Below are 20,833 nucleotides of genomic sequence, written 5' to 3'. Positions count from 1 at the left end.
GATGAACATCTCTCGACGACAGATTTTGGGCGGCATCGGCGCTTCGGTGTTTTCGCCCGGCATCATCCGTGCGCAGGGCACGGGACCGATCAGGATCGGCGAGATCAACTCCTATAGCAGCGCCCCCGCGTTCACCCTGCCCTATCGTCGCGGCTGGCAGTTGGCGGTCGAGCAGGTCAACGCCAAAGGCGGCCTTCTCGGTCGCGAGCTGCAGGTCGTCAGCCGGGACGACGAAGGCAAACCCAGCGTCGCGATCCGCGCGGCAGAGGAACTCGTGCGCAGGAACGACGTCGATCTGCTGGCAGGCGCATATCTGTCGAATGTCGGCCTCGCGATCAGCGACTTCGCCCGGCAGAACCGGGTCTTGTTCGTGGCGAGCGAGCCGCTCACGGATGCCCTCGTCTGGGAGCGGGGACATCGATATTGCTACAGGCTCCGCCCCTCGACCTACATGCTGGCAGCGATGCTGGTTGAGGAGGCCGCTCAACTCAAGGCGACACGATGGGCGACAATCGCTCCGAACTACGAGTACGGGCAGTCGGCCGTAAGGTGGTTCATGCAGCTTCTCCGCCAACGTCGCCCCGATGTCGCGTTCGTTGGCAGTCAATGGCCGCCGCTGGCTGCCATCGATGCCGGCGTGGTCGTGAACGCGCTCGCACAGCAGAATCCCGAGGCGATCCTCAATATCACCTTCGGGCCCGATCTCACCAAATTCGTCCGGCAGGGAAAGGATCGCGGCCTGTTCGAAGGACGAGATGTCGTGTCGTTCACGACAGGCGAACCCGAATATCTCCATCCGCTCGGAGAGGACGCGCCGACAGGATGGATCGTGACCGGCTATCCCGTGACCGAGATCCTGGACCAGGCCAACAGTTCATTCGCGTCGGCCTATTCCGCGCGCTACGGCGAGGCTCCCACCATGGGCTCCGTGGTCGGTCACGCCATGATCAGCTCCATCGTGGCTCCGATCGAGCGGCTCGGGAGCCTCGATACCGAAACGATGGCGGATGGGTTTGGCAATGTCAGCTTCGATACACCGTTTGGACCGGCAATTTGGCGTTCGATCGATCATCAAAGCACGATGGGAACATTCGTCGGTCGCACCGCGGTCAGGGGCAACAAGGCCGTCATGGTAGACTGGAAATATAGGGATGGTGGAAGCGTGCTTCCCCCGGATGCCCAAGTCCGCAAGTTGCGCCCGGCAATATGACTGGCGAATGCCGTGTGATGCGATAACACGGAAGCCCTGCAAGTCCACCTCAGCATCCCGGCGGCAGGATCGGCGATACGCCCGGCGTCGGCGCAGCGCCTGAGGCGTTCGCCGGCACCACCGTCGCGGGCTCCGCCAGGTTCATAGAGACCCCTTCCGCGCAAGCCGAGCTGTTAGGGCTCGGCACGACGGTGGCGTTCGGGTCGATGCCCGTGCCGCCGGCGTTGCTGGCGTCCGCCGGGATCGTGCCGGGCGCGGGGCTTGCAGGCACTTGCGAAATCGAAAGCGGCAGAGACGCAGCGCTGGTCACCTGTCCTCCCGGCGTTGAACTGCAGGCCACTGTTGCACCTGTTCCCGCCGGAGCGGCCGCGGGAATCGTCCCGATGGAGCTACCGCTCTGTCCCGTGAGCGGCAGGATCGGAGCCGCGATGCCCGGAGGCGAAAGACCCGTGGGCGATACAGCTGGAGTCGCCGGCACCGGCGACAGCGATGACGATGGCGGCGCGCAGATGACCACTGTCCCCGGCGTCACCGGATCCGAAGCCAGCGGAACGGGCGCCAGCGTCGTATCCGGAGCACCCGGCACAGTCGTTGCGGAAAACGGCCCCGGACTGTTGAGCGGCGAGATCACGATCGCGCCCGGCACCGTCGGCAGATCCATTGCGGTGCTGCCGGTCGTTGCGATTTGTGCCTGGCCCGGAGAGAAGCCGAGCAGGAAAGCGACCATCATTGCAAACGCGAACCGTATCATCTCTCGTGTCCCTAGCTCGTCTCAAGCTTGCGAACGGTGACCTTGCTGCCTTCTGCCAGCGTGACCGCAGGATTGAGCACGACCTGATCGCCGGGCTGCACGCCGTCGCGCACTTCCACCGTGGTGCCGAAATCCCTGGAGATCGAGACCTGCTGTAAGTGGACCGTGCCGTTCCGCACGACCGCGACGTGGAGGCCATTCTGATCGAAGACGAGCGCGTCGGACGGGATCGTCATTGATGGCGTCCTGCGCGGTATCGATAATTCGACGGTGCAATAGATGCCGGGACTGAGCAGACCATCTGGATTGGGCACGTCGATCTCGGTCAGCAGCGTTCGGCTCCCCGGCTGCAGCGCGGTTGCGATCCGCGTGACCTTGCCCGCAAACGTCCGCCCCGGAATCTCGGGAACGCGGATGTCCGCATCGACGCCCGGGGCAACTCCGAAAGCCTCGTCCTGCGGTACGAAGACCTGAGTTCGGACCACATCGGAATGCATCATCGTGAACATGAAGGTGGAGCCGGCTTGCACCAAGCTGCCATTGTCCACGTTCCGCTGCGTGACCACGCCATCGAACGGCGCCACCACACGCTGGTAGGACTTCTCTTGCTGGAGAACGCGAATCTGCGCCTCCTGCGCCGTGATGTTCGACTGGGCGACGCCCACAGCCCCCTGCTGCGCGCGCAGGGTGAGACGGTCGTTGTCGCCCTGCTGTGCCGTTAACCAGCCTTGCTTGACAAGATTGCTGTCGCGCGAGTTGGTGACGTCGGCCAGCTCCCGGCTGGCTTGCGCCTGCTGAAGCGCAGCCTGGTCCTGGGCGAGCGTCGCCTGCGCCTGCGCGATCTGCTGATCCAGCTCGGGAGCGGTGATTTCCGCGAGGAGATCGCCCTTCTTCACGCGATCGCCGATATCGACGTGGCGCTTCTCGATGTAGCCGCTGGTCCGCGCGAAGATGTTGGCCGCCTCGAATGCAGTCGTCGTCGCTGGCAGGCTGACCTTCATGATGTCGCCGCTGGGCTTGACCGTCGCCACCCGAATTTCCGGAATGTTGGTCCGAACCTGTTCGGCCACGGCGGCCACCTGACGCGCAACCTCGTAGTGCCGCCAGCCGCCGATGCCGAGACCGCCCGCAAGCAGCAGGAGCAGGCCTCCGCCCAGCAGCGCCCCACCATAAGGGCGTCCGGATCGTGCGCCCTTGCTCGGCAGCTCCACAACCCGGAGGTTTTCCGCCCCGGGGCGATCTCTCGCACCGTCGTCATCGGTTCTTGCGCGAACGTCGCTCATTCCGGTTGCTCCTCAAATACGCCGTGCCGAGGCTTGCCATCGTTGCTCTTGCGCAGCATGGCGAAGAGATACGGCACGATCAGCAGGGTGGTCGGGGTTGCGAACAGCAGCCCGCCGATGACCGCCCGCGCGAGCGCCGCGTTCTGCTCCTCGCCCGGACCGCCGATCGCCATCGGGATCATGCCCACGATCATCGCGGCCGCGGTCATCAGGACGGGCCGGATCCTCGTACGGCCTGCGCTCAGCGCCGCCTGGAACGCGGAATGCCCCTTCAACTGCTCGTCACGCGCGAAGGTCACGAGCAGGATGGAATTTGCCGAGGCAACGCCGATCGCCATGATGGCTCCCATCAGCGATGGCACGTTCAGCGTCGTCCCGGTAATGAACAGCATCGTCACGATGCCGCAAAATGTCGCCGGCAGCGCCAGGATGACGACGAAGGGATCGCCAAAATTCTGATAGTTCACGACCATCAGCAGGTAGACCAGGATAGCGGCGAACAGCAGTCCCATCCCGAGATCGCGGAACGACTGATGCATGCTCTGGATCTGTCCCAGAACCTGGATCGAATTGCCTGGCTGGAGCTGCTTCTGCAGGGCTGACGTCACCTTCTCGATATCGGCCGCTACGCTGCCGAGATCGCGGCCCTGGACACTCGCATAGACGTCGAACACCGGCTGGACATTGGCCTGGTTCGAATTGGTGGGAACGGTCCCCCGCTTGAACGTCGCGACATTGCTGAGCAAGCCCGGCACCGTCTGACCGCTTGCGGCAGCCGAGGCCGACACTGGCGTGTTGCCCAAAGCGTTCAGCGAATCAGCCCTGTATTCGGGTGTCTGCACCGCAAGGTAATAGGGGATGCCTGACGTCGGGTCCGTCCAGAAATTCGGCGAGACCTGCGCGGACGAGCTGAGGCTGACATTGATATTGGTCGCCACCGTGCTCGCATTGAGGCCGAGCTGTGCGGCGCGGGTGCGGTCGATGTCGGCGTAGAACGCGGGAGCATCGACCTCCTGCTGCAGATGCGCATCGACCACGCCGGGGATCGCCGCGAGGCTCTTCTGCAGCTCCTTGGCCACGGCCAGATTGTTGCTGCCGTAACCGACCGTGCGGACATCGATCTGCGCGGGAAGCCCGAAGTTCAGGATCTGCGTGACGATATCGGCCGCCTGGAAATAAAAGGTGTCCTCCGGGAACGCCGCTGGCAGCACCTGCCGCAACTTCCTGACGTAATCCGCCGTCGGCTTGTGCCCATCCTTCAGCGATACCAGAATGGTGCCGTCATTCACTCCGATCGTCGAGCCGTCGGTGAATGCGAGATTGTAGGCCCGCGCCGGAAGACCGATATTGTCGACGATCAACGCCCGGTCGCCTTCCGGAATGACCTCGCGGACCTTGTCCTCGACCGCCTGGAAGATCGCTTCCGTACGCTCGATCCGCGTACCCGCTGGCGCGCGAACATGGAGCTGGATCTGGCCGCCGTCGATGACGGGATAAAAATCCCTGCCGACATAGGCGAACATGGTGGCTCCGAGCGCCAGCACAAGCACGGCGACGACGGGCACGACGGCACGACGCCGCAACAACTTTTGCAGGAGATCGGAATAGCCCTCGCGCAGGTGCTCGAACCCGCGCTCGAACGCAGCGGAGGCGCGCGCAAAGATGCCTGACGGGCGCGCGCTCTCGCCATGACGCCGTTCGCCCTTCAGCAGCAGGCCGATGGTGATCGGCGTGAGCGTTCGCGACAGCCCGTAGGACGCCAACATCGCGAACACCACCGCCAGGCCGAGCGGCGTGAAGAGGTATTTGGCCGGGCCCTCCAGGAACACGACCGAGGTGAACACGCAACTGATCGCGAGCGTCGAGACCAGCGTCGGGATGGCGATTTCAGCGGCTCCGTGCAGGGTCGCCTCGGGCAACGGCATGCCTTCCTCGGTCCAGAGCCGGTGCGTGTTCTCGATCGTCACCGTCGAATCGTCGACGAGGATACCGACCGCGAGGGCGAGCCCGCCGAGCGTCATCGTGTTGAGGGTCTCGCCGAGGAAATACAGCACGATCAGCGAAGACAGCATCGCCAGCGGGATCGAGATCAGGACGACCAGCGTCGACCGCCACGATCCCAGAAACACCAAGATCATCAGCGCGGTCAGGCCGGCGGCGATCGCACCTTCGCGCAGCACGCCATTGACCGAATGGGTCACGAATATCGACTGGTCGAACAGCTCGTTGATCTTCAGCCCCGCCGGAGCCGCCGCGCGGATAGACGTCAACGCCGCCTTGACGCCGTTGACGACAGCGAGCGTGGAGGCATTTCCGTTCTTGATGATGCTGAGCAGGACGGCGCGGTGGCCGTCCTCGCGCACGATGTTCTGCTGGACCTGGGCCCCGTCGCGGACCTGGGCGACGTCCTTCAGGAAGATCGTGGCCCCGTTCACGAACTTGACGGGGATCATGTTGAGATCCTGGATCGTGGCCGGCGTCGCATTGGTTCGAACGGTGTACTGGGTATCGCCGATCTTGGTCGTGCCGGTCGGCAGCGTCAGGTTCTGGGTGTTCACCGCATTGACGATGTCGAGCGGCGTCAATCCGCGCGACAGGAGCTTGTTCGGATCGATGTCGACCATGATCTGGCGGTATTTGCCGCCGGCAGGCGTGGGCAGGGTCACGCCCGGAACGGGAGCCAGCTGCTGGCGGACGCGGTAAATGCCGAAATCGTAGAGCTGCTGCTCGTTCAGGCTGTTCGACTGGAGACTGAGCTGGAGCACCGGCACGCTCGAGGCATTGAACTGCACGATGATCGGCGGCTGGATCCCCGGCGGCATCAGGGCGCGGATGGCATTGGTCCCCGAGACGATCTGCGAGATCGCGAGATCGAGATTGACGTCCGGCTGGAAGTAGATTTTCTGAATCGAGAGGCCGTTGAGGGTCTGCGCTTCGATATTCTTGATGCCGCTGACATTGGCGCTGATCGAATACTGGCTATAGGTGCTGACGCGCTGCTCCATCTCCGGCGTCGAGAGGCCCGTGTAACTCCAGATCACCGTGACCACGGGGATCCGGATCTCCGGGAAAATATCCGTCGGCATCGAGCGGATCGCGATGCCGCCGAGGAACACGATCAGCGCGGCAAGCACATAGAATGTGTGCGGAAGCCGTAACGCGAAGCGAACAATTCCCATGGTGGTCTGCCTGGAGGGAGTTAGGCGGGATCGTCGGACAGGTGAGAACGGCCGGACCTGCGTTCAAATGAAAACGAATTCAGACGCTGCATGCGGTGCCCCGCTGCGCATCCTGCACGGCAAGCATCACCGCGCGCTTGACCTTGGCAAAGGCGCGCATCTCGATCTGCCTGACACGTTCGCTGGATATGGACAGTTCGTGGGCCAGCCGATCGAGCGTGACGGGGCATTCCGTCAGCCGCCGCGCCTCGAAGACGCGGCGTTCCCGCGCCGCAAGCCCGCTGAGCGCAACACGCAAGGCGCTGGCACGCCGCTCGGTCTGCTCGTGATCGACCAGCACCGTCTCGGCGTCGACCGCCCCGTCGACGAGCAACGCTTCCAGCTCTGTTCCGCTGTCCTCGCCACCGACGCGCGCGTTCAGCGACATGTCGCCGTGCAGCCGCGCGTCCATCTCGATCACCTCACGCGCGGTGACCTCGAGCTTCCCGGCGATCAGTTCGGCAACGTCAGGCGTGAGCCCCGACATCGCGCTGCCGGTGGCTTTCCTGATCTCGCCGCGGAGCTTGAAAAACAGCTTCTTCTGCGCGGCCGTCGTGCCGATCTTGACGAGGGACCAGGACCGCAGGATGTATTCGTGAATGGCGGCCTTGATCCACCAGACCGCGTAGGTGGAGAAGCGCGCGCCGCGGCCGGGTTCGAAGCGTGACGCTGCGATCACGAGGCCCAGATTAGCCTCGGCAATCAGATCGACCATCGGAAGGCCGTATCCCTTGTAGCCTCGCGCCAGCCTGGCCGCGAGCCGGAGATGGCTGGTGACGAGCGCGTCCGCCGCGCTTCGGTCCCGCGTCTGCTGCCAGCGGCGTGCAAGCTGCTGCTCCTGACCGGGCTCGAGGAAGTCGTAGCGCCCGATGGCCGCGGAATACGCGCTGAGGAACGGCACCGACACCGGTGCGACCGGCGTCGCAGGGGGATTGATCCTCGTCACTTCGTGGCTAGTCTGCATCTGTCGCTCCCGCACTCCAGGCCGGCTGATCAATCTCGAAAGCATCGTGGACCATGTGGCTCATCCCATCTGGTCTGCGTCTGCGCGCAGCAATGTCCGCGACCGGCGCGTGGCGGCCTTGCCCATCCGTCCGGTCCAGGCAAGGATCTCGATCCGTCCACCAGGGGCGGGACCGACGATCAGCCGAAAGTCGTGCAGCTTGACGATGGCGGCGACCAGGCTCAGTCCGAGGCCGACGCCCGGCGTATGGCGCATCTTGTCGGAGCGATAGAACCGCCGCAGCACCGCCTCGCGTTCCTGCTCGCTGATGCCGGGCCCGGTATCGCTGACGCGCACCAGCGCAGTGTCGTCGTCCGCTTCCAGGGCGAGCTCGACCCGACCGCCTGACGGCGTGAACTTGACGGCATTGTCGACGAGATTGGCGACCGCCTCGAACAGCAGGTCCCGGTCGCCCCACACAAGCACATCGCGCTCGATGACGACACCGAGCCCCACACGCTTGTCTTCGGCGATGGGTTCGTAGACGTCGCACACCTCCCGCAGAATCTCGTCCAGCGCGACCTCGCCAAAGCCCGCCATGCGGCGGTTGTTCTCGATTTCGGTCAGGCGCAGCAGGGCGGTGACGATCGCGAGCGACTGGTCGATGCCGGCAATGGCCTTGTCGATGGTCTCTTGCAGCTCCTCCAGCGTGGCCGCATGGGAGCGCCCGCGCTCCAGCGCCAGGCGGACGCGCGTGAGCGGCGTCCTGAGATCATGGGCGATGTCGTTGCCGACGCCGGCGAGCGCATTGATCATCGCCTCCATCTCGTCGAGCATGCCGTTGACGATCCCGGCCAGCCGCGCGAACGGATCGTCCGTCCCGTCCTGCGGAAGCCGCTCGCGCAGCTCGCCGGCCACGATGCGCTGGACCCGCTGGTTCACTTCCTCTACGCGCCTCTGGGCGCGGAGGCTGAGCCAGGCACCGGCCAGCAGGCAGAGGCTGAAGGCCGGCAGCAGGCCCAGGGCCAGCGCCTGCCCCACCACGCTCGAGATCTCGCGTGTCTCATCGACATTCCGTCCGACCACCAGGACATCGCCGCCGTCGAGGCGCTTGCCGATCACCCTGACGACGGGATAGTGCACGGCCGTCGACTTGATGAGATCGAGGCGCACACCCTGCACCGCTCCGTCGAGCCCGAGCTCGCGCGGCACGCGGTCGATATTGCCGGCAAGGCGGGTGCCCGCGGCATCGAACAGTCCCGCGTATTGCACGCCCCTGGAATCCTGATCGAGATGATCCGCGATCGCGCTGATGCGATGGGCCGGCGACAGGTCTGAGATGAAGTGAATCTGGGTGGTAATCATGCGATCGGATCGCGCGACCAGATAATTGTCGAGCTTCCAGTAGATGAATGCGAACAGGCCGACGACGAACAGCGCGAAGCCGGCCGCCATGGCCAGGGCCGAAAGGAATGTGCTGGAGCGGATCAGCTGGATCTGACGCATCGCCGGCCCCTATTGCCGCGAACGCAGGACGAAGCCGGAGCCTCGGACGTTATGGATGAGCGGCACCTCTCCGGGGCCGTCGACCTTGTGACGGAGCCGGCCCATATGCACGTCGATCAGGTTCGTGGTTGCCGGAACAAACTTGTAGTTCCAGACCTCCTCCAGCAGCATCGCACGCGTCAGCACCTGGTCGTTCCGGCGCATCATGTATTCGAGCAGGCGGAATTCGCGCGGCAGCAGCTCGAGCCGGCGTTCGCCGCGCCGCGCGGTCCGCTCGATCAGATCGAGCTCGAGCGGTCCGACATGCAGGATGGTTTCGCGGCTGTCGATCGGACGGCGCAGCAACGCCTCTATCCGCGCGACCAGCTCGATGATCGCGAACGGTTTTGTGAGGTAATCATCTCCGCCCATTCGCAATCCGCGCACCCGGTCGTCCACCGCGCCGAGCGCACTCAGGACGAGAACGGGCGTCCTGACCTGGTCGTTGCGAAGTGCCTCGATGACGGTCAGCCCATCCATTCCCGGCAGCATGCGATCGACGATCATGGCATCGGGGCTCGACACGCGCGCGCGGTCGAGGCCGTCGACGCCGTCGGCGGACCAATGCACCTCGAACCCGCGGTCGGCAAGCTCGGCGACAATCGCCTCGGCGGTCTCGGCGTCGTCCTCGATCAGGAGAATCCGGTTCATGACCCTCGCTCCACGTTCCACGCGGCGTCTCGGCGCGCGGTAGGGGCGCGTGGGCTCGGCGACGCGTTGGGTCATGTGCGATGCCCGTGCTCGTCGAACGCGCGGCCTTGATGTCGCCTGTTGCCGGCCACTCGCTGCGGTACGGGATAGGCTTGCGGCGCATGGGGCGCCATTGAATTGCAGTTCATGATGCAAGCTGCGCGTCGCGCCAGCAGCGCCAGTGCAAGGGCAATGCGTGTTGCCAATGTCGTGATCATCTTGTGGGCTCCGCTCCGAACTGCGCTGCATCGAACATATGAGCTCGACGCGCTCGCAGTCGTCCGGGGGACAACGGATGTTATGGATTCGCACGATCGTGGTTGCGACGTCACATCGGCTCACGGGCCGTTGAATTGCGGTGAGCAAATCGTGCATTTGAATCGGGCCCGATCGCGCACACCTCGACGACCAGCCGGCTTGGTCGGCCTGATGTCATCAAAGGAGAGAGCGAATGACCACGTCCAAACTGTTGTCGATGGGACTGATTGCGGCCGCCATGCTCGGCGGCCCCGCCATGGCGCGCGAGCATCACCGCCTCGTGCGGCAGCCCGCGATGGAGGCCGACACGGTCGCAACGAGCGCGCCGGTCTATCAGGGCGAACGTGGCTGCGTGCCGGCGCCGCGCGTCGGCGCCTTCGCCACCGCGCCGTGGACCGGCAACAACGTGCCTTGCGAGCCCGGCACCGGCAGCTTCTTCTGATCGCGCCAACGCATCCGGCCGGGTGACTTCGCCGGCCGGACGCGTATCGAATGACAGGGAGCGGACTGATCTCGTCAGCCCGCTCCTTTGCGTGCGTCGCGGCTACGCGCGGCGCGATCACCTTCGTGGGCGGCGAGCCCGATGTCTGACCCCAATGTCTGACCTCGAATTCAGTTGGATTGCCGCGCAGCGCTCCTACCTCTCCAGCGTCACACACCCGGCCATCAAGCAGCCTCGCGCGTACCGCGCGGCGCGGAAGCGGGCTTCAGGGATGGCCGGGCTCAACACGAGAGGAGTTTTCCATGAAACGAGTGATCATGATTCTGGCAACAGCGGCGCTCGCCTCGACGCTCGCCATCGGCACGGCCGACGCGCACGGCGGTGGTGGTGGTGGCGGCGGCCACGGCGGATTTGGCGGTGGCGGATTCGGCGGCGGACATGCGGGCTTTGGCGGCGGCGCGCATTTCGGCGGCATGGGGCACGAGGGCGGCTTCGGCGGCGGCACCCGGTTCGGCGGCGAGCACCTAGGCTTCGGCGATCATGCCGCAACCCGCGGCTTCGGCCAGCACACGTTTCACCGCGATGGCCGCTTCCGCCCCGGATATGGATTCTACGGCGCCGGTCCGGATTGCTATGATTGGTACGAGCTGCATCCCGGCCAGCCGGTGCCGCTGAGCTGCAGCTAGCCAGTCACGCACTTGTAGCAGCGCTGGTAAGATGGGTAGAGCGAAGCGAAATCCATCATGTTTCATCCGCGCGGAAGCATGATGGGTTTCGCAAGTGCTCTACCCATCCTACGGCCTAACAGACGCACCTTCGCCTTCTCGCGACGCGTTTCGCCCGAGCTTTGCTTCGTCATTCCACCCTCTTGTCCAAGAGGGCGCAGGGAAGGCCGGGTGCCGGCTGGCACCCGCGGTCCGCTGCGCGAAAAGCACACGCAGGAAAACCGCACAGCAGCATACAGGTGTAGCCAATCACTCGGCCTTCCCTGCGCAGTGGTCGGACGGCTTATGCCGTGCTCTCCCGGGAGCCGAGTTCGTTCTGGCCTCCCTCACCCCAGCGAAATTCACCGACACCACGCCGGTTGACGCAGATGCCGCATTCGCTAGGGCTTGACCGTAGCAACGACGGCCAGGACCACACGGTTTTGCCGTACGCACGGCCCGCCATTTCACCACCGGTTTCGACGACGTTGTGCACCTTGCCGCCGACCTGATGACGAGACGAAGCCTAGCAGCGCCGCTCGTCGGAACGAAGCCTTGGGCTCACGGAGAGCAATCCGCCCTGCCCTTGGCCACTCGCACCCGAACGCTGCCGCGTCCACCGCAAGCCCGGCTCGCGAACATGACGACCACAAGATCGCCCCTCAAGGATGAGCCGGGATGGACGACACATACGCTAATTCCGAATTTCGGTAAAGTGGAATATTTTTGTGGGGAGGGGTTGACGGGGTGGCGGGTGTTTTGCCCGACGGGTAGTCCTCCCATAGGTCAAAGCCGCACATGCGAAGCTCGGGGAAATCGTAGCGGGAGACCGCTACGGTGCCAAACCCACTACTGTGGAGGCGCTGTTCGCTTACCGGAGGGCAGCCTAACCCCCGGCCTCGTGCCTTGATAGCCCGCCAGAAGCCGCCGTTCTTACGCGGTCCACGCGCGCCCGCGCATCGATGCAAAAATTCACGATTCCGACCGTATCATTCGGATCACCTCTCCCCCGCGGAGAGACGTGATCCGAGTCCTCGCCTTGTACCGATTCAAGCGCGTTCATCCGGGCTACCTCGGAACAGGGGCTTCCGATTCCAGCAGGGACGCGGCCTTGAGATCGCTCCAGAGCGCGGCTGGCACTGTGGTGGTCAGCGCTGCCACGTTGCGCTCGACCTCCTGCGCATTATGCGCCCCGAGGACCACGCTCGCGACTGCGGGATGACCGAGCGCAAAATGTAGAGCGGCCGTCGGCAGCGCTACGTCATGAGCTGCGCAGATACGCTGGATTTCGGCAACCTTCGAAAGGATCTGCGGCGGTGCGTCCTGATAATTGTACTTGGCGCCCTTGGTGGCGCCCGTCGCCAGAATCCCCGAATTGAACACGCCGCCGAGCAGCACCGCGATGCCCTGCTTCAGCGCCAGCGGCATGAACTCTTCGAGTGCTGGCTGCTCCAGCAGCGAATAGCGCCCCGCGAGCAGCATCACCTCGAAGGATCCGGCCTGCGCAAAGCGCACGCACATCTCGGCCTCGTTGACGCCGATCCCGATGCCCGCGACCACACCTTCGGAACGAAGCTTGTCGAGCGCTACATAGGCGCCGGACATCGCTTCGCGAAACCGGTCCTCGATCGCGTCCTTGCCGTGGGTCCACACATCGACATCATGGATTAGCAGCAGGTCGATCCGGTCGGTGCCAAGCCGCAACAGCGATTGCTCGACCGAGCGCATGGTGCCGTCGTAGGAATAGTCGACGACGGCCCGGTGCGGCTGTCCGCCAACAAATCCGGACCGAGTCTCCGGCTGGTGAAACGGATCCATCCAGCGACCCGTCTTGGTGCAAAGCACCACATCCTTGCGGGGCACGCGCCGGAGCGCCGTTCCGCAGCGATGCTCCGACAGGCCGTTGCCATAGTGCGGTGATGTATCGAGCAGATTGATGCCGAGCTCGAAGGCGCGGCTCGCGGCGGCTATCGCAGTGTGGTCGTCGAGCTCGAGAAAGAGATCGCCGAGCGGTGCGGTTCCGAACCCGAGGATGGAGACTTCGAGACCGGTCCGGCCAAGTGTGCGGCGCGGCAAAGCTGATTGCGAAATCATGGTGGATTGCTCTTCCTTCTTCGCGCCTTGATCGCGCGCTCGTCTCATTGCAGCGACGCGCAGCGTATGTATTTGCCGTCGGGTGTCAACGCGAGGATTGCGGGTCTCGTACAAGACTATTCCGCTCCTACATTCGGATTGCTAAGAAAAGCGGAACCGGCACGCGGGCACTTCACGACCTGCGGCAACGAAGGAGGAACGATGCTCCCCTATGTCACGCACGATCCACGCTTTGCCCGCTTGGTCTTTGGTCATGCCAATCTCGAAAAACTCACCAGCGGCTGCCGCTGGGCCGAAGGACCCGCTTACTTTCCGGCCGGCCGCTATTTGATCTGGTCCGACATTCCGAACAACCGGATGATGCGCTTCGACGAGACGGATTCATCGGTGTCGGTGTTCCGCTCGCCGAGCTTCAACTCGAACGGCAACACGACCGATCGCGAGGGGCGGCTGGTCACTTGCGAGCACTTCATGCGCCGCGTCACCCGGACCGAGCACGACGGCTCCATCACGGTGCTTGCCGAGCAGTTCGAAGGGCGTCGGCTGAACTCGCCCAACGATGTCGTGGTGAAATCGGACGGCTCGATCTGGTTCTCGGATCCGACCTACGGCATCGACAGCGATTACGAGGGCCGGCAGGCCAAATCCGAGATTGGCGCCTCCAACGTGTACCGGATCGGTCCAGCGGGCGGCGAGATCAGCCTGGTCGTCTCTGACCGCGTGCAGCCGAACGGGCTGGCGTTCTCGCCAGACGAGAAGCTGCTTTATGTCGCCGATACCGGCGCGACCCACGTCGACGGGCTGCCCGCGACGATCTGGTCCTACAAGGTGCAGGGAGACAAGGTCGCTGAGCCCTCGCTGTTTTCCGCCTGCCCCGACGGGCTCTATGACGGATTTCGCTGCGACATCCATGGCAACATCTGGACGTCGGCGGGACGGAGCGTGTTCTGCTACGGGACCGACGGGACGCATATCGGCACGATCCCGATCGGTGAGATCGTGGCGAATGTCTGTTTCGGCGGTCCACGGCGCAACCGCCTGTACATTTGCGGACAGACCTCGTTGTATTCGATCTTCCTCAATACGCGCGCCGCCGTGTAAGCTTAGGCCGGCCATCTAGCTCGTGACGCGTTCGCCCCGCCCGTAGACGAGCAGCATGAAGATGATAACGAGACCATAGATCACCTGGCGGCCCGCCTCCGGCATCTCCATGATCGACAATACACTGTTCAGGAGCACGATCAGGACGACGCCGATCAGGGTGCCGAGATAGCGGCCGCGGCCGCCGAGGATGTTGGTGCCTCCAATCACGACGGCGGCGATCGAGGGCAGCAGATAGGCGTCTCCCATGCCTTGGTAGGCCTTGGTGGAATAGCCGGCGAGCAGCACGCCCGCGAGCGCGGCAGCAAGGCCGCAGAGCACGAAGCAGACCACCGTGACGCGGCGCGTGTTGACGCCGGCCAGATAGGCCGCCGCCTCCTTGTTGCCGATGGCGTAGATGTAGCGGCCGAGCGACATGCGCTGCAGGATGACGACCACCAGCACGGACACCGCGGCCCAGACGAACAGCGCGTTGGGAATGCCGAGCGTACGATCGCCCGCCAGCATCCGCATCAGGTCGGTCGCCCCGGTCTGCGGTGCGTAGCCGCCAGTATGCGCGACCATCAGGCCGCGCATCACGGCGTTCACGCCCAACGTAAAGATCATCGAGGGGACCCGCAGATACGCGACCCCGACGCCGTTGACGAGCCCGACCAGAACGCCGACCCCGAGCCCGACCGGAATTGCGAGAGGACCGCCGACCGAGGTCGCCATCATGGCCGCGGCGGCGAGCGTCCAGGGCACCGACAGATCGATCTGCGCGATCAGGATCACGATCATCATGCCGGCCGAGACGATCCCGAGGAACGCACCGATCTGCAATTGCTGCAGAAGATAGGCCGGAGACAACAGGGGAGCGCTGCCGAAACGGGCGAATGTGTAAACCGTACCCGCGACGAGAATGACGACGATGAACACCGCCGCAATCAGGATCGGGCGATCGTCGCGCGAGAGGCTGAATGAGGCCGCCGTCATCGAAACAGCTCCAACGTGTTCTTGACGCGCAGCATACCCAACGCGCCGATGCTGACGGCAGCGAGCAGGATCACGCCCTCGAACAGCGGCTGCAGAAGAGGGGCAATGTCGAAGATGCGGAAGAAGAAGGAAATCACGCGCAAGACCATGGCGCCGAAGATCGACCCGATCGCACTGCCGGTTCCGCCAAGCAGCGACGTGCCGCCGATCACCACGGAGGCTATCGAGTTGAGCGTATAGGCGCCGGCCTGCGGAATGTCCGCATTCCCAGACGAAGTCTGGATAGCAAGGAAGAGACCGCCGCAGCCGGCGAAGAAGCCCGCGAGCGTGAAGGCGGCGATCTTGGCGCGCTCGATCGGAAGGCCGGACATATAAGCCGCGCCCTCGGCCGAGCCGATCGCATAGACGGCGCGGCCGAGAACGGAGCGGCGGAACGGCACCCACACCAGCAGCGGAATGAGAACGAGAAGCACAAAGGGCACCGGGATCCAGGCGAACGGCGCAAACCAGGCAGCCGCGCCATCGTCGAAGATGTGCACGGTCGAGGCGAAATCGCCGAGCGAGTTAGTCAGCGCCCAGTTCAGATCAACATCGATCTTGCCGCCCGGGGTCGGACGCAGGAAAAGCGCGATGCCGATGTAGACCGCGCCGGTCGCAAGCGTCGCGATGATCGGCTGGATGCGCCCATAGACGACGACGCAACCATTGATAAAGCCGGCAGCCGCGCCGATCGCAAGGCACACGGCGATCCCGAGCAGAATGCCGCTCACGCCGCCCGGAAAGGTGCCGAGGCCGAGATGCACGCCGAACATGTCGAGATGCAGCGGCGCACCACCTGCCGCGCCGGTCAGGAGGTAGCTCGCAAAGCAGCCCACCATGGTCATGACCGCTCCGACGGAGAGATCAAGGCCCGACATCAAGACCGGCACTGTCTGCGCCATCGCCAGCATGGCGAGCGCAAAGATTTCGTCGCCATTCTGCACCAGCACGGCGGAGGAGAAACCGCGGGGATGCGCGGCGTTGTAGAAAATGTAGAGGGCACAGAACAACAGGATGGCGGTGACCAGACCGATGTTCTGGCGGATCCTGATCGCGATATCGTCAAGCATGCGCCGCCCCCGCTGCGGTATCGGTGTCGACATTCAGGGAGCTTGCGACAATGTTGGTCTCGGTGAGGTCGTCGCCCTCGAGCTCGCGCACGATGCGGCCGTCATACATGATGACGACGCGGTTGCAGCAGCCGATCAGCTCGTCATAGTCGGTCGAGTAGAACAGGATTGCGGCGCCCTGGTCGGCGAGTTCGCGCATCAGCCGGTAGAGCTCCTGCTTGGTGCCTACGTCGATCCCGCGCGTGGGATCGTTGAGCAGGATGATGCGCGGATCGGTCATCAGCCATTTGGCGAGCACGACCTTCTGCTGGTTTCCGCCCGACAGCGTCGAGACCGCATCACTCGCAGCGTCCAACTTGATCTGCAGCCTCGCGATGGCTCGCTGGATCGCGGTGCGTTCCCGGCCGGTATCGATGAATGGGCCAGTGGAAAGCGCGTCGAGCGATGCGATTGCAAGATTGTCCGCGATCGACATCGGCAGCATCAGTCCTTCGGTCTTGCGGTCCTCAGGGACGAGCGCGATGCCGACCGATTTTGCCGCCGCCGGGGAGCCGGGACGTACTTCGCGATCCGCCACCGTGAGACGACCAGTGACGCCGCGCAAAACACCGAACAGAGCAAGCAACAGGGATTTCTGGCCCTGCCCGTCGAGACCGCCGAGCCCGACGATCTCGCCGGCGCCGATGCTCAGTGAAATGCGATCGAGCTGCCTCTCCCAGCACAGGTTCTCGAGCGCCAGCACCGGCTTCGCGGCATTTCGCGCAGGCTTCGGCGGATACTGGGCCGCGATGTCACGCCCGATCATGAGCTGGATGATATCGGCGGTCGAACGCCTCCCCTTGTCGAAGGTCTCGATATGGCGGCCGTTGCGAAACACCGAGGCGCGGTCGGCGAGCGCCTCGACCTCGTGCATGCGGTGCGAGATGTACAGGATTGCGACGCCCTCGGCCTTGAGCCGTGCCAGCATCGCATAAACCTTCTCCACATCGGCGCTCGTCAGTGCCGATGTCGCCTCGTCGAGGATCAGCAACTGCGGCCGCTTGCCGAGCGCCTTCGCGATCTCGACCACCTGGCGTCTCGATAGGGGCAGATCGCGCACGCGCCTCAGGGGGTTGACGTCCTCACAGCCGATCTCGGACAACAGTTCTTCGGCGCGGCGGCGCTGGGCCTTCGCATCGATCAGGCCGAACCGCCGCGGCGGGGATGCAATGGAGATGTTGTCCGCGACCGAGAGGTCGGGCATCAGCGATAGCTCCTGAAAGATGCAGACGACACCGGCTGCATTCGCCGCCGACGGCGTGGCGAAGCTGACCTCGCTCCCCGCGAGGCGCATGCGGCCGCTGTCGGGCTGCACCACACCGGCAATGATCTTGATCAGGGTCGACTTGCCGGCGCCGTTCTCGCCCAGCACGGCGTGGATCTTGCCGCGCTCGCAGGCGAAATCGACCCCTTCCAGCGCCCGAACGCCGGCATAGCGCTTGGAGATGCCGGCAAGCTCCAGGAAGGCGGATTGCGTCGGGTCGGCAACCGGCATGCCCGGGCCTTCACGCGACGGCGGCCCGGCGAATGCCGGGCCGTGACAGAGACATCGCTAGAGCCGTCACTGGGTGTTCTTCTCGCTCTGCGACATGATCTCCGGCGCAGTGAAGTTCACGCCGCACGGCGTGAACTGATTCGGCGCGAAGAAGTTGGCATTGAGCTCAGGCCAGTAATTCGTGCCCGGCTTGAGATCCTTGTAGGTCGCCACTGGAATCGGGATCGAGATCAGCTGCGGCATAATGTTGCCCTGCAGCGCCGAGATCGCCGCCTTGGTCGCGATCGCCACCAGCGCCGGCGATTGGCCGTAGGACATTCCCTTCAGTCCGTCCTTGGCGTGATCGGCGATCTGCTTGCGGTACTCGTTCTCGCCCTCACCCGACATCGGCACAAAGGGATGCTTGGCAGCCATCAGCGCCTGCACGGTGCCGTCGGATCCGCCCTGGGTGAATACTCCATCGAAATGGCCATGGACGGCTAGCGCATCCGCAGTCACCTTCTGCGAGGTGCCGGTGTCCCAATTACCAACCACCTCGGTGATTTTGAAGCTATTGCCGGGCGATTCTATTACCTCGCGGAAGCCGAGATGACGGTCGCGGTCGACGGAATTTCCCGGCAGGCCGCGGACTTCGAGGATGTCGCCGGATTTCTTGCCGCTCTCGTCGATCAGCCATTTGGCCGACATACGGCCCATTTCCTTCTGGTCCTCGTTGACCATCATCACCTTGTCGGTGTCGAGGACGTTGTCGAACGGCACCACCACGACGTTGTTCTTGTCGGCAAGACGGATGATGCGATCAAAACCGTCGGGAGCGACCGCAATGGTAACGATTGCGTCGAAGCCTTGGTTGATGAAGTCCTCCATCGCGCCAAGTTGCGCCGCCACATCGGTCCCGGTGGAAACGACCTTGAACTCCTTGATGTTCTCTTTGATACCCGGCTGATCGGCGAAAGCCTTGGCAGTCTTCACCATCTGGATGCGCCAGGTGTTGCCGACAAAACCGTTGACCAGCGCGATCCTGTAGGGGCCCGCCTTCTTGGGCCACTGAAAGAATTTGGTCTCGGACGACCATGGCTTGAAGCAGGCGGGGTCGGCGCCGGGGCCGGAGACGACCTTGGGACCTGCCAGAGCACTCACCGATGACAACAGCAAGCCGGCGCAAGCCAGCCCCGCCAGACGAAGCGTCCACACCATGTCGTGTCTCCCTGAGCGTTTGTGTTCCACCCTAACGCGGCGCGTAGCCATGCCGGGAATTGACCTTCCCGTGCGCGTGTTGCGTTAGGATGGCACGCAACTTGCGATGCTGACAAGCCGAGGGCGGACGCTCCGGCGCGAGACACGATCTGAACGCACGGCCAACCGACGACAATTGCGGGAAGCAGAAAACGTAACAATGACAGTCGGATGTTCGTGGGCGGCAAGGGATTGTGCAACGGCGAAGCCGGCCATGGCCGGCCTTTCATGGTGGCATCCACGCGCGTCACGAAAAAAATGACACTCAGGGAAAAGTGTGAATCGCTACGCGAAGCCGAACGAAGCCCGATTGCTGAAGCTGGATTGAAGCCAGAAGCCGGGACTACTTGCTTTCGTCCGGCGGGGTGGCGTGGCGCTCCTTCGGTGAGACGATGGCTGTAGAAACGCCGATCGCTCGCGGCTCCTCACTCAGCAGCTCGAAGGCGAGATCAGGTATCGCACTGCGACGGTGGCTGGCGAACATCTCGCTTGCTTGACACGTTCTGGAGTGCCGGTCTCTAATCTCCCTCAAGGTCCTGCGGTTGGACAGGCAACTCTTTCTGCCCCCAAGCAAGAACAGGCTCGACTGCCCCCACCCATCGACTCTCAGATCGAGGGTGCGGAATCCAAGATAGTTTCCTGGGAGGGAACAATGGACAGACGTCAGACGCTCAAGCTGATCGGTGGTACGGCCGCGTTTGCCGGTGCCGGTTTTCCGGGCCTTGCCTTTGCGCAAGCCCAAAAGGAAATGGTCACGGTCGTGAAGATCGCGGGAATTCCGTGGTTCAACGCACTTGAAAAGGGAATCCAGAAGGGTGCGAAGGACTTCAGCATTAATGCCACTATGGTTGGCCCGGCGAACGTCGATCCGGCACAGCAAGTAAAGCTCCTTGAGGATCTGATTGCCAAGAAAGTCAACGTGATCGGCTTGGTCCCGCTTGATGTAAAAGTCTGCGAGCCCGTGCTGAAGCGCGCCCAGGCCGCCGGAATCAAGGTCATCACGCATGAGGGTCCGGAACAGGAAGGTCGTGACTGGAATGTGGAATTGATCGACTCCGTTCGCTTCGGCGAGGTGCAGATGGAACGTCTCGCCAAGGACATGGGCGGCGAAGGTGATTATGTGGTCTATGTCGGGACTCTTACGACGCCGCTTCACAACAAATGGGCCGATGCCGCGATTGCCTACCAGCAGAAGAATTTTCCGAAAATGAAGCTCGTCGCCGACCGCTTCCCCGGCGCCGACGAGATCGACACCAGCCAACGCACGACGCTCGACGTGATCAAGGCCTATCCGAACCTGCGTGGTATTCTCGGCTTCGGTTCGAATGGACCAATCGGGGCCGGAAATGCTGTGCGTCAGCAACGCCTTGGCAAGAAGATCGCCGTGGTCGGCACCGTGCTGCCGAGCCAGGCGAAGTCGCTTATCGCGGACGATACGATCCGCGAAGGTTTTCTATGGAATCCCACCGATGCGGGTTACGCGATGGTCGCGGTGGCCAAACTCGTGCTCGATGGCAAACCGATCACGGATGGCGTCGATGTACCCGGCCTTGGCAAGGCAGCCGTCGACGTTGCAGGAAAGCAGATCAAGGTGGACAAGATCATGCGCATCAACAAGGAAACCATCGACGGGTTGATCGCCGGAGGGCTCTAGGCCGACACCCGTTTAGTCGCCTCATCGCGCTGCATTCCCGGCCCTTCCGGTCGGGAATGCAGTACCACTCGAGTGATCGCACGATC

Annotated in this window: 17 protein-coding genes; 5 read left to right on the top strand and 12 right to left on the bottom strand. The window is 63.7% G+C overall.

What is annotated here, in order from left to right:
- Position 1: 1 nt before the first annotated feature.
- Positions 2 to 1,210, top strand: a complete 1,209-nt coding sequence (locus tag ABIB90_RS12995) for an ABC transporter substrate-binding protein (RefSeq protein WP_354160318.1) — start codon at positions 2 to 4, stop codon at positions 1,208 to 1,210.
- 49 nt (positions 1,211 to 1,259) lie between these two features.
- On the opposite strand, the gene ABIB90_RS12990 is transcribed toward ABIB90_RS12995, so the two are convergent.
- From ABIB90_RS12990 to ABIB90_RS12960, 7 genes are all read right to left on the bottom strand, one after another.
- A complete protein-coding gene (locus ABIB90_RS12990) occupies positions 1,260 to 1,961 on the bottom strand; it encodes a hypothetical protein (protein WP_007596098.1) in 702 nt (233 codons plus the stop codon).
- 11 nt (positions 1,962 to 1,972) lie between these two features.
- Entirely contained in the window at positions 1,973 to 3,244 is a 1,272-nt protein-coding gene (locus ABIB90_RS12985; protein WP_219681614.1) for an efflux RND transporter periplasmic adaptor subunit, read from the bottom strand.
- Positions 3,241 to 6,423, bottom strand: coding sequence for an efflux RND transporter permease subunit (locus ABIB90_RS12980; RefSeq protein ID WP_354200793.1), 3,183 nt, complete (start codon positions 6,421 to 6,423; stop codon positions 3,241 to 3,243). The genes ABIB90_RS12985 and ABIB90_RS12980 overlap by 4 nt, the downstream gene beginning before the upstream one ends.
- Positions 6,424 to 6,502: 79 nt before the next feature.
- Positions 6,503 to 7,426, bottom strand: a complete 924-nt coding sequence (gene rpoH / locus ABIB90_RS12975) for an RNA polymerase sigma factor RpoH (RefSeq protein WP_354160312.1) — start codon at positions 7,424 to 7,426, stop codon at positions 6,503 to 6,505.
- A 60-nt stretch (positions 7,427 to 7,486) separates the two neighbouring features.
- Positions 7,487 to 8,911, bottom strand: coding sequence for a sensor histidine kinase (locus tag ABIB90_RS12970; RefSeq protein ID WP_354160310.1), 1,425 nt, complete (start codon positions 8,909 to 8,911; stop codon positions 7,487 to 7,489).
- 9 nt (positions 8,912 to 8,920) lie between these two features.
- Entirely contained in the window at positions 8,921 to 9,601 is a 681-nt protein-coding gene (locus ABIB90_RS12965) for a response regulator transcription factor (RefSeq protein WP_035993491.1), read from the bottom strand.
- Between the two features lie 71 nt (positions 9,602 to 9,672).
- Positions 9,673 to 9,858: a hypothetical protein gene (locus tag ABIB90_RS12960; RefSeq protein WP_354160308.1), complete on the bottom strand. Its 186-nt coding sequence runs from the start codon at positions 9,856 to 9,858 to the stop codon at positions 9,673 to 9,675.
- A 233-nt stretch (positions 9,859 to 10,091) separates the two neighbouring features.
- Here ABIB90_RS12960 and ABIB90_RS12955 point away from each other — a divergent pair, with 233 nt between their 5' ends.
- Together ABIB90_RS12955 and ABIB90_RS12950 are read left to right on the top strand one after the other, a co-directional pair.
- A complete protein-coding gene (locus ABIB90_RS12955; protein ID WP_007596106.1) occupies positions 10,092 to 10,340 on the top strand; it encodes a hypothetical protein in 249 nt (82 codons plus the stop codon).
- 302 nt (positions 10,341 to 10,642) lie between these two features.
- A complete protein-coding gene (locus ABIB90_RS12950) occupies positions 10,643 to 11,026 on the top strand; it encodes a hypothetical protein (protein WP_354200792.1) in 384 nt (127 codons plus the stop codon).
- Positions 11,027 to 12,112: 1,086 nt separating this feature from the next.
- Here ABIB90_RS12950 and ABIB90_RS12945 read toward each other — a convergent pair.
- Positions 12,113 to 13,138, bottom strand: coding sequence for an aldo/keto reductase (locus ABIB90_RS12945; protein ID WP_354200791.1), 1,026 nt, complete (start codon positions 13,136 to 13,138; stop codon positions 12,113 to 12,115).
- A gap of 201 nt (positions 13,139 to 13,339) precedes the next feature.
- On the opposite strand from ABIB90_RS12945, the gene ABIB90_RS12940 reads away from it, so the two are divergent.
- Positions 13,340 to 14,239: an SMP-30/gluconolactonase/LRE family protein gene (locus ABIB90_RS12940; protein ID WP_354200790.1), complete on the top strand. Its 900-nt coding sequence runs from the start codon at positions 13,340 to 13,342 to the stop codon at positions 14,237 to 14,239.
- Between the two features lie 15 nt (positions 14,240 to 14,254).
- Here the strand turns inward: ABIB90_RS12940 and ABIB90_RS12935 are convergent, their stop codons facing one another.
- The 4 genes from ABIB90_RS12935 to ABIB90_RS12920 form a co-directional block, all read right to left on the bottom strand.
- On the bottom strand, positions 14,255 to 15,214 hold the full coding sequence (locus tag ABIB90_RS12935) for an ABC transporter permease (protein WP_204510880.1): 960 nt from the start codon (positions 15,212 to 15,214) through the stop codon (positions 14,255 to 14,257).
- The gene (locus tag ABIB90_RS12930) at positions 15,211 to 16,323 is read right to left on the bottom strand and encodes an ABC transporter permease (protein WP_007596118.1); all 1,113 of its coding nucleotides are present in this window, start codon (positions 16,321 to 16,323) and stop codon (positions 15,211 to 15,213) included. The genes ABIB90_RS12935 and ABIB90_RS12930 overlap by 4 nt, the downstream gene beginning before the upstream one ends.
- Entirely contained in the window at positions 16,316 to 17,857 is a 1,542-nt protein-coding gene (locus ABIB90_RS12925) for a sugar ABC transporter ATP-binding protein (protein WP_354200789.1), read from the bottom strand. The genes ABIB90_RS12930 and ABIB90_RS12925 overlap by 8 nt, the downstream gene beginning before the upstream one ends.
- Before the next feature lie 66 nt (positions 17,858 to 17,923).
- Positions 17,924 to 19,054, bottom strand: a complete 1,131-nt coding sequence (locus ABIB90_RS12920) for a sugar ABC transporter substrate-binding protein (RefSeq protein WP_018459502.1) — start codon at positions 19,052 to 19,054, stop codon at positions 17,924 to 17,926.
- Between the two features lie 691 nt (positions 19,055 to 19,745).
- Between ABIB90_RS12920 and ABIB90_RS12915 the strand changes: the two genes are divergently transcribed.
- Positions 19,746 to 20,747: an autoinducer 2 ABC transporter substrate-binding protein gene (locus ABIB90_RS12915; protein ID WP_219681623.1), complete on the top strand. Its 1,002-nt coding sequence runs from the start codon at positions 19,746 to 19,748 to the stop codon at positions 20,745 to 20,747.
- Positions 20,748 to 20,833 lie beyond the last annotated feature (86 nt).

Source organism: Bradyrhizobium sp. JR4.1 (genome assembly GCF_040548605.1).
GTDB classification, from domain to species: Bacteria; Pseudomonadota; Alphaproteobacteria; order Rhizobiales; family Xanthobacteraceae; genus Bradyrhizobium; species Bradyrhizobium canariense.
The sequence above is the reverse complement of the archived record's forward strand: the minus strand, read 5'-3'. Positions and strand labels throughout refer to the sequence as shown.